Consider the following 17,200-nt stretch of genomic DNA (forward strand, 5'->3'; position numbering starts at 1 on the left):
TCAATGGCGTGACTTACACTGCAACTGTAGATGCAGCGACAGGCAACTGGACAGCCGATGTGGCAGGTAGTGACCTGTTGGCCGATGGCGATAAAACCATTGATGCCACAGCGACCTTCACTGATGCAGCAGGCAACAGCAGCACAATCACTGATACGCAAGTGTATACAGTGGATGTGACTGCGCCGAATGCGCCAGAGATTGATCCGGTCAATGGTACCGATCCAATCACCGGTACGGCAGAACCAGGTTCAACCGTAACTGTGACCTTCCCGGATGGCAGCACCGTTGATGTGGTGACTGATCCGGTAACAGGCGAATGGACTGTACCAAACCCAGGCGGTCTGGTGGATGGTGATACCATCACTGCGATTGCCACCGACCCTGCAGGTAACCCGTCTGTACCAGGTACAGAAACAGTTGATCTCACTCCACCAAATCCAGCGGGTGCAACCCTTGCGATTGATGCGGTGACTGCGGACAACGTGTTGAATGCAGCAGAATCAACAACCACCATCACGGTAACAGGTACCTTAACTGGTATCCCTGCAGATGCAGCCACCACAGTGGTGACTTTAGTCATCAATGGCGTGACTTACACTGCAACTGTAGATGCAGCGACAGGCAACTGGACAGCCGATGTGGCAGGTAGTGACCTGTTGGCGGATATAGACAAGACCATTGCGGCTACAGCCACCTTCACTGATGCTGTAGGCAACAGTAGCAACATCATCGATACTCAAGTCTATACCGTGGATATTACTCCACCAGATAGTGCGACAACGACAGTCACGATTGATCCGATTACAGGTGACAATATTGTTGACTCAATTGAAGCAGGATTGAACCAGACCATCAGTGGTACGGTTACTGGAGAATTTACAGTTGGTGATGCGGTTATTGTCAATGTAAATGGTGTGGATATTAACACCACAGTTCAAGCGGGCGGTGTATGGAGTATCTCCGTAGCCGGTGCAGAGCTGGTTGCAGACGCTGATAAAGTGATTAATGTCACTGTGAAGGCGACAGATGCAGCAGGTAACGTCGGTAATGTCACTGGTGATGTCACTTATACGGTGAACACCGGCACCTTAATTGCTTATGACAACATTGGACATGCAGTACTTAGCCCACAACCGGCATTGGTACAAGATGATGTGAGCTTGGGTAGTACGTCATATCTATTGTTAACTTCATTGGCAGGTATTGATCTTCAACTTGGTGGTAATTCAATCGGCTTTAATGTACAGACTGGGCATGAGGGTACAGTGACCTTCCAATACAGTGGCTTAATTGATGCTGCATTGTTGTCAGACTATAAATTAGTGGTACAAAAATTTAATACCACAACCAATCAGTGGGAATCTATCCACGGCGATAGCGATGCTTCATTGCTTAGCTTGCACTTACTGGGTCTTGGCATCGGTAATGTTCCGGGTGTCGTACTTGAAGGTCTGGAAGCGGGTCAATACCGTGGCTTCCTGACTTACGACGGCTTATTAGGTGTAGGTGTCTTGGGTACCTTGTCTGCAACGATGGATGATTATGACCTATCGATCCCTGGCGGATACGAAGTCGGTAATGCTGAAGGTAACGTGATCCTTGATCCAGATCCAAACGGACAAGTCGATCAAATTACATCGACCACGATTGTCTCTGCTGTGAATGGTCATGCGATTGATGCCGATGGAGAAAGCTTCGATGGTCAATATGGAACGATTACCTTCCATCAAGATGGTAGTTATACCTATGTTCCGTTCGCGAATGGCTCGGGCGTAGGACATACTGATCAATTCACTTATACCTTAACCGACCCGGTCACAGGTGCGACCACACAAGCCAATCTGAATATTGTGTTTGATTCAATCCGTGCTGCGGACAACTTGGTAGAAGTTGAAATCAATCCACAATACCAATTGGTGGGCACAGAAACAGATTCAGCATTCTATGGTGTCTTGTTGAATGTCGGAAATCTGGTCGACTTGCAATTGCTGACTGTGGATACTGTTGATTTCAATGTCGCTGCTGGACAAGAAGGTGTTGCAACCTTTAGCTTCAACAGTCTGATTGGCGCATCGGCACTCGGTAACTACAATGTTGTATTGCAAAAATACAATGAAGTGACTGGTCAATGGGAAGCGGTGAATGGTACAGGTGACCGTTCATTATTGAATCTGACCTTATTAGGTAACACACCAACTGCGCAAATTGCGGGCTTGACCGAAGGCGAATATAGAGCATTCTTGTCCTTCAATGGTCTGGTCGGTGGTGCAGTCGGTGTTACCCTGAACGGTGAGGTTGATCTCTACAACCCTGCGGTGATCACTGGCTACGATGTTGTTGCAGCGCACGGTAACCTGATCTCTGATCCAAATACCAATGGTGCAATCGACATTGCTACACCAAACAGTGTCATCAGTGAAATTAACGGTGTTGCCATCACTGGCTCTCCAACCACGGTGCCAGGAGCTCACGGTACCTTGGTGATCTATCCAAATGGTGACTATACCTATACACCAAATCCTGACAGTGCTGGTTTAGGACAGGTCGATGAATTTACCTATACCTTACGCGATCCGGCATCAGGTACCACTTCACAAGCGACCTTCTATGTTCACCTCGATAGTAAAGTTGTCGATATGAACTGGAATCCAGCGGATCCATCAGAACCTGCAACCGTAACCATTATTGCAGCAGACGATGCCGTGAATGCTGGAATTAGTGCGCAACCGCATCTTATTGAAGATGATCGTGCACTGGGCAGCGCAACTTACCTTGCATTGCTATCGTTGGCAGGTATCAACCTCCAAGCACCTTTACCATTCGTGAACAGCACAGTGAACTTCAATGTGGCGGCGGGTGAGCAAGGTACGGCAACCTTCAAATACAGCAGTCTGATTAATGAAGGCGCATTGGGCGATTACCAACTTGTTGTACAGAAATTCAATACGGTCACAAACCGTTGGGAATCAATTACTGGTAGCAGCGAAGCATCTTTACTTAACCTCAGCGTGTTAGGTATCGGCTTGAATGCAACACCGGGTGTGGTGCTTGAAGGTCTGGAAGAAGGACAATACCGTGCCTTCATGACCTATAACGGTCTATATGGTAAGAGTATCCTAGGCACATTGACAGGTACCATGGATGTCTTTGATCCGACACAAGTGGATTACACTGGTGTTGCAGTAGAAGGCAACGTGATTACCGGTCTAGGTGTAGGTACCAATGCCGACTCAGTCACAGGTTATACCGTGGTTGGTTCTATAACCTTCAACGGGGTAACAACCACGGTCGATCTCACCAATGGTGCAACCATTGTCGGTCAATACGGAACACTGAAAATATTTGCAAATGGCGATTATATCTATACACCGAATAATACCAATGCAAATCTGGGTCTGGTGGATCACTTCACTTATACCTTGTCAGATCCTTTGGGTGGCAACACATCAAGTGCAAGTCTGGACTTCACCATTGGCAACAGTACACCAGTGATTGCTGTAGATGACCTTGCGGTTGCCGAGATTAATCCGGAATATCTGCAAATTGGCAACGATGTTGCGGTAGGCAGTTATTTATATCTGGCCTTAGTCAGCTTAACCGAGAATTTTGACTTCCAGTTGGGTGGACAAGGCGTCGGCTTTACCTTAACCGATAACACCTTAAATGATGTGACGTTCAATTACAGTGCATTAATCGACGCAAGCCTGCTTGCTGACTATGTACTCGTAGTGCAGAAATTTGATACTGCGACCAATCAATGGGTTGCTGTACATGGCACAGGCGAGGCCGATTTACTGAGCCTTGCAGCCTTTGGTGGTAATTCAATCACATTAGATGGTTTAGGTGCAGGTCAATACAGAGCCTTCATGACCTATGCCGGTAGTGGCGTCGGTGTCAGCTTGCTCGGTACGCTTTCTGTTCAGAAAGATGTATTTGATGCAACCAACATTACCGGTTACAGCGTAGAAGCTGCGGAAGGTAATGTGATTCATGACATTGGCCTCAATGGACATGCAGATACCGCATCTGGCTTCAGTAGCATCACCAGCGTTGAATTCAATGGTGTGGCTCATACGGTAAATGCAACAGGTGTCACAACCATTGTCGGTGACTACGGTACATTATCGATTTACGCCAATGGTAATTACAGCTATCAACCAAATGCCAATGCCAGTGGTGTAGGCCAAGTCGATCAGTTTACCTATACCTTGACTGATGGGGTGAATTCATCGCAAGCAACCTTGTACTTCCATATTGATAGTGATGCTGTCGATATGACCTGGAATCCGGCGGATCCGTCACAACCAGCCGATATCGTGACTACACCTGTAGATGCGATTGATGATGTGGTTTCTGCGGGTGTCGATGTTGTTCCACAAGGACAACTGGGTGTTGCGGTAGGTTCTGCGACCTATCTGGTACTGGTTGGCTTGACTGAAAATCTCAACGTTTCACTGTTGGGTACTCCAAGTGTGAAATTCAGCATTGCAGCTGGACATGGTGCGGACGTGACCTTCTCTTACGCACCAACAGTTTCACTGTCATTATTCAATGACTACAAGGTGGTACTGCAAGAAAAAGCAGCAGATGGAACCTGGCATAACATTGATGGTGGTTCAAGTACGGGCTTACTCAACATCGGTTTATTAGGTAGTGGTGGTATTGGTGTAACAGTGCCTGATCTAGGACAGGGCGAATACCGTGCCTTCATGGTCTACACCGGTGTGGGCGTCGGTATCTTGGGTACCATGAGTGTAGTGAAAGATGATTTCGACTATACCGTTGCACCGACCAATACTGCGATTGAGGCAGAAGGCAATGTGTTAACAGGTGATTCAATTACCTTGACCACACAGGTTTCAACAGTCACTTCAGAAGTTGCTGGCGCACCAACTGAAACGATTGGAACCAACACAACCATCGTTGGGGCTTACGGTACCTTGGTGATCTCTGCTAACGGTTCGTATACCTATACACCGAACACCACTGATTTGAGTGCGGTGGGTAAAGTCGATACCTTTACCTATACCATCCGTGATGTACTGACAGGTGCGACGGATACGGCACAATTGCATATTCAAGTCGGTTCACCTGATGCAACTGTGGTTTGGGATACTGCGAACCCAGGCAATGATGGTGTGGTTCAGTTCACTGCAAATGCAGATACTGCAACTGCAACAACTGAATTTAGCAATGCGAAAGATGCACCTGTGGATGTAGCAAGTCCTGATGTCACCATTGGTACAACACCACTGAATCTGACTCAGACAGTTACTTCAAACACCTTCACGGTAGCGAGTGGAACCTTTGCAAATGTTGATCTGGCAGCGGTTTATGCGGCTCAACCATTGGCAAGCCTGTTACCAACCATCAGCTATGTGATTCAACGTAGTACCGATGGCGGTGCAACATGGTCCAATACCATCTATACCGGATCGCAAACTGCCTTGGGTAGTGTTGCCACGATTCAGGCGGGTAGTGTAGCCTTCCAGGACAATGTCGATTATCTGGCAGCGGGTCTATATCGTGTTCAATACACCATGACAGGCTTGTCGGTTGGCGTGACAACGGTTGATACCAGTGTGACGACAACCACTGTACATCTGGATCAATACAGCTCTGACTGGATCAACGGTAACGTGTTATTCGGAGATGATATTGGTGGTGTTGCAGATACAGGCCTTCCAACGCAAGAGGGTTACAAACTTCAGGTGTGGGATAGTGTCGCTGGATCATATGTCGATGCTGTTGGACAAAGTATCAATACCGGTAACGGTATCTTGATCATGCAAGCCAATGGTGCGTATGAATACCGTCCAAACGATACAACTACGACAACTGGCTTATCGACCATTGATAGCATCGATTACAAAGTGATTTCGGCAACTGGCGCTGAGTCGATATCTACACTCGATATCAATTTGACCCATACGGATTACAACCTTGTATTCACCAGTACAGCTGCAAACGATACCTTCACGACAGGTACAGGATCAGATACATTGATCTACCAAATCTTGAACGGTAGTGATGCTGCGACTGGTAATGGTGCAAATACTGGTGGTAACACGACAGGTGCTGCGGGTGGAGATCACTGGACTGACTTTGTAGTGGGTAGTACAGATACAAGTGCAGCAAACTACAATGATCAGGCTGACAAGATCGATGTTCAGCGCTTACTGGATGGTGATCAAAATGCACTGAATATCGGCGATTATCTACGTGTAACCCAAAGTGGTAGTAATACTATTATTGCGATTGACCGTAACGGTACCGGTTTGTTTGGAGCTCATAACTATACGGATCTGGTGACATTAGAGGGCGTCAATACGACATTGAATGAATTGATCAATAACCATCAAATCATTTACTAATCCTCAATCCTTTCTATAAAAAGAGAACCTTCGGGTTCTCTTTTTTCATTTTGAGAAGATCATAAAAAATTGTGCTATCTTGTTTAAAACGCTTAAAAATTCTAACAACTGCATCTATGACGATTACGACGATTTCAGCACTTGAACAACTCAAACATCAACTCAGTGCTTACTTTGAAAAGATTCAGCAACATCTGGGTTTCACCCACACCGTTATTTTCTTGTCCTATGGGGCAAGAACCCAACGTTGCCAGGTCTGGAATACTGCATTGACCGAATTGCAATATGCGCAACAGGCGCTGTTTACTTTTCTGGATACACAATTCAACCAGCAGGGTCAACTGGCAGAATTGTTAAAATTTGATCTGGCCTATAACATCCGAGCAGCATCCTGGCAGCAAATCGAGCAAGACATAAAATGCCAGTTTCATAATAATCACTATCGCAAAGGCATCAGTTTTGATCAGCACTTCCAGACCTGTTTTTTGGAACAGGAACTGTATGGCAAGGCCATCATTCGTGGCTTGAGCTATGACACGCCCAACTTTTTTGATGAAGATAACCTGAATACCAGTATTTCAAAGAAATATCCGCATCAAGAGAGTCCGCTCAAGCTCAGTGAAATCCAGCAGGTCTGGAGCTTTGATAGTCATGCCATATTTTATGAACATGGCCAACTCTTTCCTTTACACAGCCAATTTACTGAACATGGAATTCGCTATTTAACAGATGACAAAAAACAGCATTTCATGCAGATGATTGAGGCCAACGCCCAATTTCTTGAACAGCAGATTCAGACGGATGGACGTTTTATCTATGGTTTTTTTCCAGCCTATGACCGTGACATCCGTAGCTATAACACGGTGCGGCATTGTACTTCGACCTATGCCTTGATTGAGACATTGTCACTTTTCCCACAACAGCACAGAATCGCAAAAATCCAGACAGCCATTGAATATGCCTTAAAACATTTTTATATCGAAAAGCAAAGTGGTCTGGCTTATATGTTAGATGGTGCAGATCTCAGCCAACTGAATGAAATCAAGCTGGGTGCCAATGCCGCTGCAATTCTGATGTTGAGTAAATATCAGGAAATGACAGGGGATGATCATTATCTGAAGTTTGCCCAAGCCTTGGCCAATGGTATTTTGTCGATGGTCAATGCTGCAGGCGAAACCGTACATGTCCTGCATTACCCAGACTATAGCGTGAAAGAAAAGTTCCGCATTATTTATTATGACGGTGAAGCGGCCTTGGCTTTATTACGACTTTATCAGCTACAGGCTGATGAAAAGCTGCTAAGCACGGTCAAGCGCATGTTTGAACGCTTTATCGAACAAAAATATGATCGTTATCATGACCATTGGTTAAGTTACTGTAGTAATGAGCTCACCAAAATTTGTCCAGAAGAAAAATATTTTCAATTTGGGATCAACAATTATCGCAAGCATCTGGTGTTTATCCGCAATCGTAAAACTGCCTATGCCACTTTGCTGGAAATGATGATGGCGGCTTATCAAATGCTGTGCCGGATTCGGGATTTGGGTTTGAATGAGTTGTTTGCAAAAGCACAGTTTGAGGATTTAAAAAAGCTGATTGAGTTTCGTAGCGATTTTCAACGTACCGGATTTTTTTATCCCGAAGTGGCCATGTATATGGCCTGTCCTGAAAAGTGTCTGAATGCCTTTTATGTCCGGCATGACCGCTTCCGTGTCCGTATTGATGATCAGGAACATAATCTTTCCGGTTATGTGGCCTATGTTCAGCATTTTGAAAACTGAATCATGGAGGATGAAACCCATGCGCTCTCCTCAAGAAATCAAGATCATCAGTCGAATCGGCAATGAAAATTTTCAGCATCCGCTTTGGCAGACTGAAATCGCAGGTGATTGTGGTGACTGGATTTTAGTTTATCTGGCTTTGCAAGCTATTGTTGCAGGTCAGATGCAACTTGAGCAGAAGATAGTAATCGAGCAGCCGTTTGAACAGCAGCATCAACAGGGACAGTTACTGAAACAGGGGGCTTCTGTTTTGGTGCTATTACAATATTGGAGTTTTACCCAAAGGCTTGAGCACAAGCAGGCACTTGGCTGTGCTTTGTTTAGCGATTGGCAGCAGGCCCAAATCCAGATGGTGCAGAGTGCCCAGCAGTTTGGATTGCAACTGCCTGATCCAGACCGTCATGTACAGAATACCCTGCAAAATTTATCAGGTCTTGCCCAAGCCATCTTTAACATGCCTGTATCCTTATTGCATACGGTATTTGTCAAAACATTCAAGCTCGCAGGGCAGCAGATTGCACCATTTAGCGCTGTATTGAGCTGTCACCAGCTCGATGCTGTCCTGATTCTCTCAGATCAGCAGCAACATTATTACTTTTCGTATCGCCATGAAAATCAGAGCCTCGGCATTTTTCATCTCTTGGATGATTTGCATCGGATTGACTATCTGCTGCCGTATTATCACTATTTTGAACCCGCTTTATTGCCTGCCAAACAGATTCAGGCAAAAAGTGAATGGATCAATATGATAGGCGATACCTATTTCGGTGAGTTTTATACCCATAAAAGAAAAAACAAGGGCATAGACGATGCGCTACAACGTTATGGCTATGCGCACTCTTTTGAAAAGATCAAACCGTTTTTCCATGAAGATGAGATCAATATTGCCAATTTTGAAGCCGTGTTTAATATTGATCAAGATTCACCATTAACAGATAAAAAAGCCTTTATTCTGGGAGCACAGTCTGAACCGACTCTGGCCGAGTTTAAGTGTGTGCATGTGAATACGCTATGTCTCGCCAATAATCATTTAAAAGACTATGGTACTCCAAGCCTTGTACATACTTTGGCGTTGCTAAATCAAGCTGAGATTAATTTTATCGGGGCGGGGGCTAATCAACAGCAGGCGCATCAGTGCCTGCAAATTCAGGGTGAACAGCAAACAGTTGCCATTTTTAATGGCTATTGGCATCGGCAGACGGCTTATCAAGCGTATGATTTTTATGCATTGGGGCAGAGTGCAGGTGTAGCAAGTCTTAATGCCATTCTATTTGAACAAATCATGCAGTATCGACAGCAATATCCACAGCATAAGATTATTGTGATTTGTCATTGGGGTGTGGATTTTAAAAGTACGCATCCTGAACAGGAACAGCTTGCACAGGTGTTAACCCAGATCGGTGCTGATCTGGTGATTGGTCATGGGGCGCATACCATCCAGCCTATTCAATATATTCAGCATAAACCCGTCATATTCGGAATTGGCAATGGCGTATTTAATAGCAATGGCGAGTTTGAAAAATATCAGGCTTTGCCGTACGGACTGGTGGTTCGAATCAATTTAAAGGCGCAAAGTGTACAGCTTTATCCAATCTTCACGGATAATTTACACAGCTTTTGGCAGCCTTATCCTGTAAATGAAGCACAATTCAAGCAAGCACAGGCTTTTTTAACCGGTCAACTCAATTCGGCAGATTACAGGTTGGGACAAGATCATTTGGGTCGTTATATCCAGCTGAAATTTTAAGGATAACGTTTGTAATTCTCGAGCATGATACTGAGCTGTTCTTGGGTGAAGCCGAGATTACGTAAGCCACCGCTACCGAGTTTACAGTCATAACTGGTCATAATATTGGTTGGTGTGGCTTTGGTCGCTTTCGGAGCACAGACATGGCTTAAGCCAAAAGCATGGCCCATCTCGTGTACACTGGCGGCCTGAATCTGGTAATTTAGGCGTTCCCAGTCAATTAAAATAAAAGGCTGACCCTGGTTTCTAAAGCCCCAACTGGTCACATCGGCATATTTGAGTTTATCGCCGTAGGAATCATAAATAAAAAACAGCACTTCCTTGCTTTTGCGATGGGGAAAACAGGTTTTTACTGCACCAGGAATATTATCGGCAATCAATCCTTTGGGCTGGTTAAGGTGATTGGCAAGATCACATTTTCGTTTACTAAAGTCTTGATAAGAATAGTAGCGATGGAATTTGAACTTAAAGATTTTTTGATTATTTTCATCGACAAAATACTGGTTCAGGATGCCCAGCTCTTTATACATTTGCTTTTTGCTATCAAAGGCTTGGGCTTCAGGACGATTGGTGGTAAAAATAAAACTGACATTGACTACAGGCAAGTCATCTGAAGCACCTGCGTGATATTTATAAGGTGTGATTTTTACAGGTGATTTTTGTGTGGTACAGGATGCACTAAAGACCAGACAGCATACTGTCAGTGCTGTGAGTTTTAACCGCATTGTTGTTCTCTCAAGTCGTAGCATTTTAATTATTGTGTCTAGCGTTTTCGCATGATTTTTATCATCTTAGCAGATTTTTATAGGTTGTATTGTGCAAGATACCAATGAACTACATCGACAAATCTTGGAAGTGATTGCGCTGATTCCATATGGCAAAGTGGCAAGTTATGGACAAATTGCCAAGTTGGCGGGCTTGCCTAAACATGCGCGTTTAGTCGGTTATGTGCTCAAGCATTTAGACAAGCAAAGTGAAATCCCGTGGTATCGTGTTATTAATTCTCAAGGAAAAATCAGTGTAACTCGCATCAATGAGCGCGGTGAAAATGTTCAGCAGATATTATTAGAACAAGAGGGAATCTATTTATTAAATGGTAAGGTCAGTTTAAAAATCTTTGGCTGGCAGCCTTAAAATAATCACCGCTTAGACCCCAATGAATATCTTGAAATTGTTTTACAGTTTATTTACACTTCGATACATAAAATTACATTAGTGTTTTTGGTATTTAAATGAAAAAAATTTCTCTACTTTGTGGGGCTGTTGTTCTCAGTTTATCTGGTTGTGCCAGCATCATTTCGGGTAAAACCCAAACCATGACATTTCAAAGCACACCTGAGTTAAGTGATATTACAATTTTAAATCGTGATGGGAAAAAAATTCATGTGGGTAAAGCGCCAGTTACGGTCAGCTTAAATCGTGGTGCTGGTTTCTTTGTTCCTGAAAGATATACGGTTATTTTTGAAAAAGAAGGTTATGAAAAGAAAGAAATCAAAGTTACTTCGAGTATGAATGGCTGGTATATCGGGAATATTTTATTTGGGGGGATAATTGGCTTGTTAATTATCGATCCTGCGACTGGGGCGATGTATAGCCTAAATACAAAAGAGAGCAATGTTGTTTTAAATGACTTAAAGAAAGAAAATCTTCAAACAAATGCTCAATCATTAACAATTGTTTCCACGAATGTGCTTTCTAAAGAAGTTTTAGAAAAAGCTAAACCTATTGAATTAAAAACTCAATAATTAAAAAATAAAAAAACATGGTGAACCTTTACCATGTTTTTTATTCATCCGGTTATGTTTATATTTCTAGCGAACAATCAAGACTGGAATATGGCTTTCAGCCAAAACTTTCTGTGCCACACTACCCAATACAAACTGTTTAAAGCCTGTACGACCATGTGAGCCCATCACGATCAGGTCTGCACCTAGATTTTGCGCTGCGCCAATAATTTCCTGATGGACGGCAAAGCCTTCTAAGATTTGTGTAGCTACCGTCAGGCCATGCTCTTCAAATTTTTGCTCGGCTTTCGTTAAATTATCCTGAACATAACCACGAACACGTTCAATCAAATCATTGCTTTGACCCATACGGATATAAGCATCTGCCAGATAGGGATCAAGTGCCATGACTTCAACCACAGTCACTTCACTGTCCAAGGCCTTCGCCAGTTGAGCTGCTTCACGAATGACATTCGCAGCAATTTCGGAGTCATCGATCGCCACTAAGATTTTTTGATAAGCCATGTTGTTACTCCTTATACTTATGATTTTGCATTGAATTGAGTCAATAAAATTTGCTTAATATATGAGCTACGGTTCTATTCTAGACCTATTGCGATGAGAATAAAACCTAGCATTTTTATAGGGATAGTTATTATTTATAGCAGTATGGTTAAGCTTGGATATATTTAAGAATAGATGAAATTTCCATAAAAATAAAAGGGGACTATCATCATGATTTATCTATAAAAGCTGGCTTAATTGCACTCAAAGAATTGAATCAGCGCATCCACATCATCCGTCTGCAATTGTTCACGCATGTTTAAAATCTGCTTTTCATCTAAGTCATAAAGCTTTAGAGAAAGTAATTTTTCAATGTCTTGTTCAGAAAAGCGATACTTAATGACTTTGGCTGGGACACCGCCAACAATTGCATAGGGTGGAACATCCTGAGTAACTACAGCACCTGTTGCCACCACAGCACCTTCACCCAGTTTTACCCCTTGCATGATCATGGCACGACTACCAATCCAGCAACCATCTGCAATGACTGTGTCACCTGCAGGCAGAAAGCTACGTGTATCAAAGGGGAAGGTCGAGATCCAGTCAGGACGGTGTAGTTGATTACCACCCATCATAATTACGCATTCCGCGCCGAAGCAGACAAAATTACCAATATAAAGTTGATCAATCGGTTTCTCTGGTGTGGAAGCCTTATCATGGAGATAGCGCACCACACAACGTTCAAAGCCCTGATCCCAATACGCAGAATAATAAGAATAATTGCCCTTGATATGAATGTTGGGGTTTTTCACCGTCTTAGAAATAAACTCGAACTCACACCAGTGTTTAACAGGAGAGTTGATTAATTGATCCATATCTTAACAATAACAAAGAGAAGAAAGCCCAGCTATTATAACGACTAAAGTGAGTACGGTTTTTTTTAATTAGAGAAAAATTTCCACACCCATGTAAACAGGCGTTGAATATGATGAGGAAATAGAAAACCAATAAATGCACAGAGCAAGGTAATTTTTAGAATGATTGCAACGGGACGGGTATTGATATCAAAATAAGGAGCCCACGCTACAGTAATTAAAAGACCCAAAAAAATTCCGGCAAGGCCATATATAAAGGCACTGATCAACCGATCCTGCATTGTGCGATCTCATTTTTATTTTATTCAGAAACAGCATGCCTGAAACAAAAGAACTCTTCAATAAATGAAGAGTTCTTTAGAGACTTAATCGAGAGCGTTAAATATATTCAACACTTACGATTTCGTATTCAACTTCACCTTGCGGTGTTTGAATTTTTACTTCATCGCCTTCATTTTTACCTAAAAGACCACGAGCAATCGGGGAGTTTACTGAGATTTTATTGATTTTAAAATCTGCTTCGTCATCGCCTACAATTTTATAAGTCTTACGTTCTTCAGTATCCAGGTTTTCAATGGTAACAGTTACACCAAATACAACACGACCATTTTGCTCGAGTGTTTTGACATCAATTTCTTGAACTGCACCGAGTTTACCTTCGATATCCTGAATACGGCCTTCACAGAAACCTTGCTGTTCACGCGCAGCATGATATTCAGCATTTTCCTTTAAATCACCGTGCTCACGTGCTTCAGCAATCGCCTGGATAATACGTGGGCGTTCAACTGTCTTGAGCTGTTGTAATTCTTTCTCTAAGGCAACCTTGCCTTCGGGAGTCATAGGATAACGTTGCATTTCAGTCCCTCTAAATTGGTTGGGAAAATACAGGATTAAAAAAAGAAAAAGCCCGCCACCGATAAGGTGACGGGACTTTATCGGTAGAGAATTAACCTACAGTTTGTAAATCTTGCAAGCGGTATACATCCATTGGCAATTTCACAGCAAATGCTTGGCAAACTGCTTCAGCGCCGTTAATTGTCGTGGTGTAGTACACCTTGCCTTGCAGGGCAGCACGACGAATCATGGCAGAATCATACTGAGCTTGTTTGCCTTCAGTTGTGTTGACAATAAGATGAATTTCACCATTTTTCAAGCGGTCAACAATATGTGGGCGACCTTCGGTCACTTTATTGACAGCTTCACATTCAATACCAGCTTCTTTCAATACACGATGTGTACCATTGGTCGCAACAAGTTTGAAACCATAGTCAATTAACTGTTGAGCGATTTTGGCAATGTATTTCTTGTCTGATTCACGAACCGACAAGAAGGCATGCTTCACTTCGCCTTCAGTTGGCAAGCCTGGTAAACGTTCGTTTGAACCCAGTACTGCCTTGTAGAATGCTTCACCAAATGTTTTACCGACACCCATGACTTCGCCTGTCGATTTCATCTCAGGGCCAAGCATTGGATCTACGCCAGGGAATTTAGCGAATGGGAACACCGCTTCTTTCACTGCGAAATGAGTCGGGATGATTTCTGTAGTGAAACCTTGAGATTCAAGGGATTGGCCCGCCATACAACGTGCAGCCACTTTCGCCAGAGAGTCACCGATACATTTCGATACGAATGGAACCGTACGTGATGCACGTGGGTTCACTTCAAGCACGTAAACATCGTCGCCTTTGACTGCGAACTGAACGTTCATCAAGCCGACAACGCCAAGTTCTTTTGCCATCGCAACAGTTTGACGACGCATTTCATCCTGAATTTCTTTTGATAAAGAATAAGGAGGAATCGAACATGCAGAGTCACCAGAGTGAATACCGGCCTGTTCAATATGCTGCATGATACCGCCGATCACCACATCTTTACCGTCAGATACACAGTCAACGTCGACTTCAGTTGCATCATCAAGGAAATGGTCAAGCAGGACAGGTGCTTCATTTGAGGCTTGTACAGCTTCACGCAGGTAACGTTTCAGTTCTTCTTCGTTGTACACGATTTCCATTGCACGGCCACCCAATACATAAGATGGACGAACAACTAACGGATAACCTACTTTAGCCGCTTCAGAAATACCTTCTTCAGCAGATTTTACGATGCTGTTGTTCGGTTGACGAAGCTGTAAACGCTGGATCATTTGCTGGAAACGTTCACGGTCTTCAGCGCGGTCAATCGCGTCTGGAGATGTACCGATAATTGGTGTACCGGCTTCTTCTAAAGCACGCGCCAATTTTAATGGTGTTTGACCACCGTACTGTACGATCACGCCCTTCGGCTTCTCGGTACGTACGATTTCAAGTACATCTTCAAGTGTTACAGGTTCGAAGTATAGACGGTCAGATGTGTCATAGTCGGTAGAAACGGTTTCAGGGTTACAGTTCACCATGATGGTTTCATAACCGTCTTCACGCATAGCTAAAGCAGCGTGTACACAGCAGTAGTCAAACTCGATCCCTTGACCAATACGGTTAGGACCACCACCAATCACCATGATCTTGTCACGGTTTGATGGATTCGCTTCACATTCTTCATCGTAAGTTGAATACATGTAAGCAGTGCCAGATTCAAACTCTGCTGCACAAGTATCAACACGTTTGTAAACTGGATATACACCCAGATTCCAACGGTGTTTACGGAATTGTTTTTGTGAAATGCCCATCAAGTCCGCAATACGCAGGTCAGATAAGCCTTTGCGTTTGAACGAGCGAACATTGTCAGCATTTAAATCACCAAAGCCTAAAGTTTTCACTTGAGCTTCAGTTTTAATGATGTCTTCGATCTGGATCAGGAACCAGCGGTCGATTTTGGTTGCTTCAAATACGTCATCTAAAGAGAAACCGTGACGGAATGCATCCGCAACATACCAGATACGCTCTGGACCCGGGACTTTAAGCTCTTTTAGGATGATGTCTTTGGCATTGGCTGTACCCGCTTCGATTTTTTCATCAAAGCCACTGACGCCAACTTCAAGACCACGAAGTGCTTTTTGTACAGATTCCTGGAAGTTACGACCAATCGCCATCACTTCGCCCACAGATTTCATCTGAGTGGTTAATACAGGCTCAGCTTGTGGGAATTTCTCGAAGTTGAAACGTGGAATCTTGGTCACAACATAGTCAATCGATGGTTCGAAAGATGCTGGAGTTACGCCGCCAGTGATGTCATTTTTCAATTCATCAAGGGTGTAACCCACTGCAAGTTTCGCCGCGATTTTTGCAATCGGGAAACCTGTTGCTTTAGAGGCAAGTGCAGATGAACGTGATACACGTGGGTTCATCTCGATCACAACCATACGGCCGTCTTTCGGATTAATACCGAACTGAACGTTCGAACCACCTGTTTCAACACCAATTTCACGAAGCACTGCAACCGACGCATTACGCATCAATTGATATTCTTTGTCTGTCAATGTTTGCGCAGGCGCAACCGTGATGGAGTCACCGGTGTGAACACCCATTGGATCAAAGTTTTCGATCGCACAGACGATGATACAGTTGTCGTTTTTGTCACGAACAACTTCCATCTCGTATTCTTTCCAGCCAATCAAAGATTCATCAATCAATAATTGATGGGTAGGAGAGAGGTCGAAACCACGTTCACAGATTTCAAGGAATTCTTCGCGGTTATAAGCGATACCACCGCCAGAACCACCCATCGTGAATGATGGACGAATGATGACAGGGAAACCGAAACCGGCTTGAATTGCTAAAGCTTCTTCCATTGTTTCAGCAATGGCAGCTTTTGGACATTCCAGACCAATTTTACGCATCGCGATGTCAAACAGTTTACGATCTTCTGCTTTTTCAATCGCGTCTTTTGATGCGCCAATCAGTTCAACATTATATTTTTCAAGAACGCCGTGCTCATCGAGTGCAAGGGCACAGTTCAATGCAGTTTGACCGCCCATGGTTGGAAGGACTGCATCTGGACGTTCTTTTTCAATGATTTGTGCAACAGTTTGCCAAGTGATTGGCTCAATATACGTTGCATCTGCCATTGAAGGGTCAGTCATAATGGTCGCTGGATTCGAGTTGACCAGAATAACGCGATAACCTTCTTCACGAAGCGCTTTACATGCTTGCGCTCCTGAATAGTCAAACTCACACGCCTGACCAATGACAATAGGACCAGCACCAATAATTAAGATGCTTTTAATATCCGTACGTTTAGGCATTATTCGCTCCTT

General features: G+C 43.7%; 11 protein-coding genes. 5 read left to right on the top strand and 6 right to left on the bottom strand.

The window, feature by feature from the left end:
* From ACNQO6_RS12325 to ACNQO6_RS12335, 3 genes are all read left to right on the top strand, one after another.
* On the top strand, positions 1-6,377 hold a 6,377-nt coding region (locus ACNQO6_RS12325; RefSeq protein ID WP_440209139.1), incomplete at its 5' end, for a BapA/Bap/LapF family large adhesin.
* Between the two features lie 116 nt (positions 6,378-6,493).
* Positions 6,494-8,158 (top strand): poly alpha-glucosyltransferase, encoded by a 1,665-nt coding sequence (locus tag ACNQO6_RS12330; protein WP_440209140.1) that lies wholly within the window; start codon positions 6,494-6,496, stop codon positions 8,156-8,158.
* Between the two features lie 19 nt (positions 8,159-8,177).
* Positions 8,178-9,905 (top strand): CapA family protein, encoded by a 1,728-nt coding sequence (locus ACNQO6_RS12335; protein ID WP_440209141.1) that lies wholly within the window; start codon positions 8,178-8,180, stop codon positions 9,903-9,905.
* On the opposite strand, the gene ACNQO6_RS12340 is transcribed toward ACNQO6_RS12335, so the two are convergent.
* The gene (locus ACNQO6_RS12340) at positions 9,902-10,630 is read right to left on the bottom strand and encodes a metalloprotease (RefSeq protein WP_440209142.1); all 729 of its coding nucleotides are present in this window, start codon (positions 10,628-10,630) and stop codon (positions 9,902-9,904) included. The genes ACNQO6_RS12335 and ACNQO6_RS12340 overlap by 4 nt on opposite strands.
* A 91-nt stretch (positions 10,631-10,721) precedes the next feature.
* On the opposite strand from ACNQO6_RS12340, the gene ACNQO6_RS12345 reads away from it, so the two are divergent.
* On the top strand, positions 10,722-11,039 hold the full coding sequence (locus ACNQO6_RS12345; RefSeq protein ID WP_312050351.1) for an MGMT family protein: 318 nt from the start codon (positions 10,722-10,724) through the stop codon (positions 11,037-11,039).
* A 98-nt stretch (positions 11,040-11,137) separates the two neighbouring features.
* Positions 11,138-11,650: a hypothetical protein gene (locus ACNQO6_RS12350; protein WP_440209143.1), complete on the top strand. Its 513-nt coding sequence runs from the start codon at positions 11,138-11,140 to the stop codon at positions 11,648-11,650.
* A 66-nt stretch (positions 11,651-11,716) separates the two neighbouring features.
* On the opposite strand, the gene ACNQO6_RS12355 is transcribed toward ACNQO6_RS12350, so the two are convergent.
* From ACNQO6_RS12355 to carB, 5 genes are all read right to left on the bottom strand, one after another.
* Positions 11,717-12,154, bottom strand: a complete 438-nt coding sequence (locus tag ACNQO6_RS12355; RefSeq protein ID WP_005231901.1) for a universal stress protein — start codon at positions 12,152-12,154, stop codon at positions 11,717-11,719.
* Positions 12,155-12,387: 233 nt separating this feature from the next.
* Positions 12,388-13,008 carry a CatB-related O-acetyltransferase gene (locus ACNQO6_RS12360; RefSeq protein ID WP_312050349.1) on the bottom strand — a complete coding sequence of 207 codons (621 nt, stop codon included), beginning with the start codon at positions 13,006-13,008 and terminating at the stop codon, positions 12,388-12,390.
* A gap of 65 nt (positions 13,009-13,073) precedes the next feature.
* Entirely contained in the window at positions 13,074-13,289 is a 216-nt protein-coding gene (locus tag ACNQO6_RS12365; RefSeq protein ID WP_343579953.1) for a hypothetical protein, read from the bottom strand.
* Positions 13,290-13,386: 97 nt separating this feature from the next.
* Positions 13,387-13,863 carry a transcription elongation factor GreA gene (gene greA, locus ACNQO6_RS12370; protein WP_312050347.1) on the bottom strand — a complete coding sequence of 159 codons (477 nt, stop codon included), beginning with the start codon at positions 13,861-13,863 and terminating at the stop codon, positions 13,387-13,389.
* Positions 13,864-13,954: 91 nt separating this feature from the next.
* Positions 13,955-17,188 carry a carbamoyl-phosphate synthase large subunit gene (carB, locus tag ACNQO6_RS12375; RefSeq protein WP_440209144.1) on the bottom strand — a complete coding sequence of 1,078 codons (3,234 nt, stop codon included), beginning with the start codon at positions 17,186-17,188 and terminating at the stop codon, positions 13,955-13,957.
* Positions 17,189-17,200 lie beyond the last annotated feature (12 nt).

It is taken from the genome of Acinetobacter calcoaceticus (assembly GCF_051947995.1).
In the GTDB taxonomy this organism is placed as follows: Bacteria; Pseudomonadota; Gammaproteobacteria; order Pseudomonadales; family Moraxellaceae; genus Acinetobacter.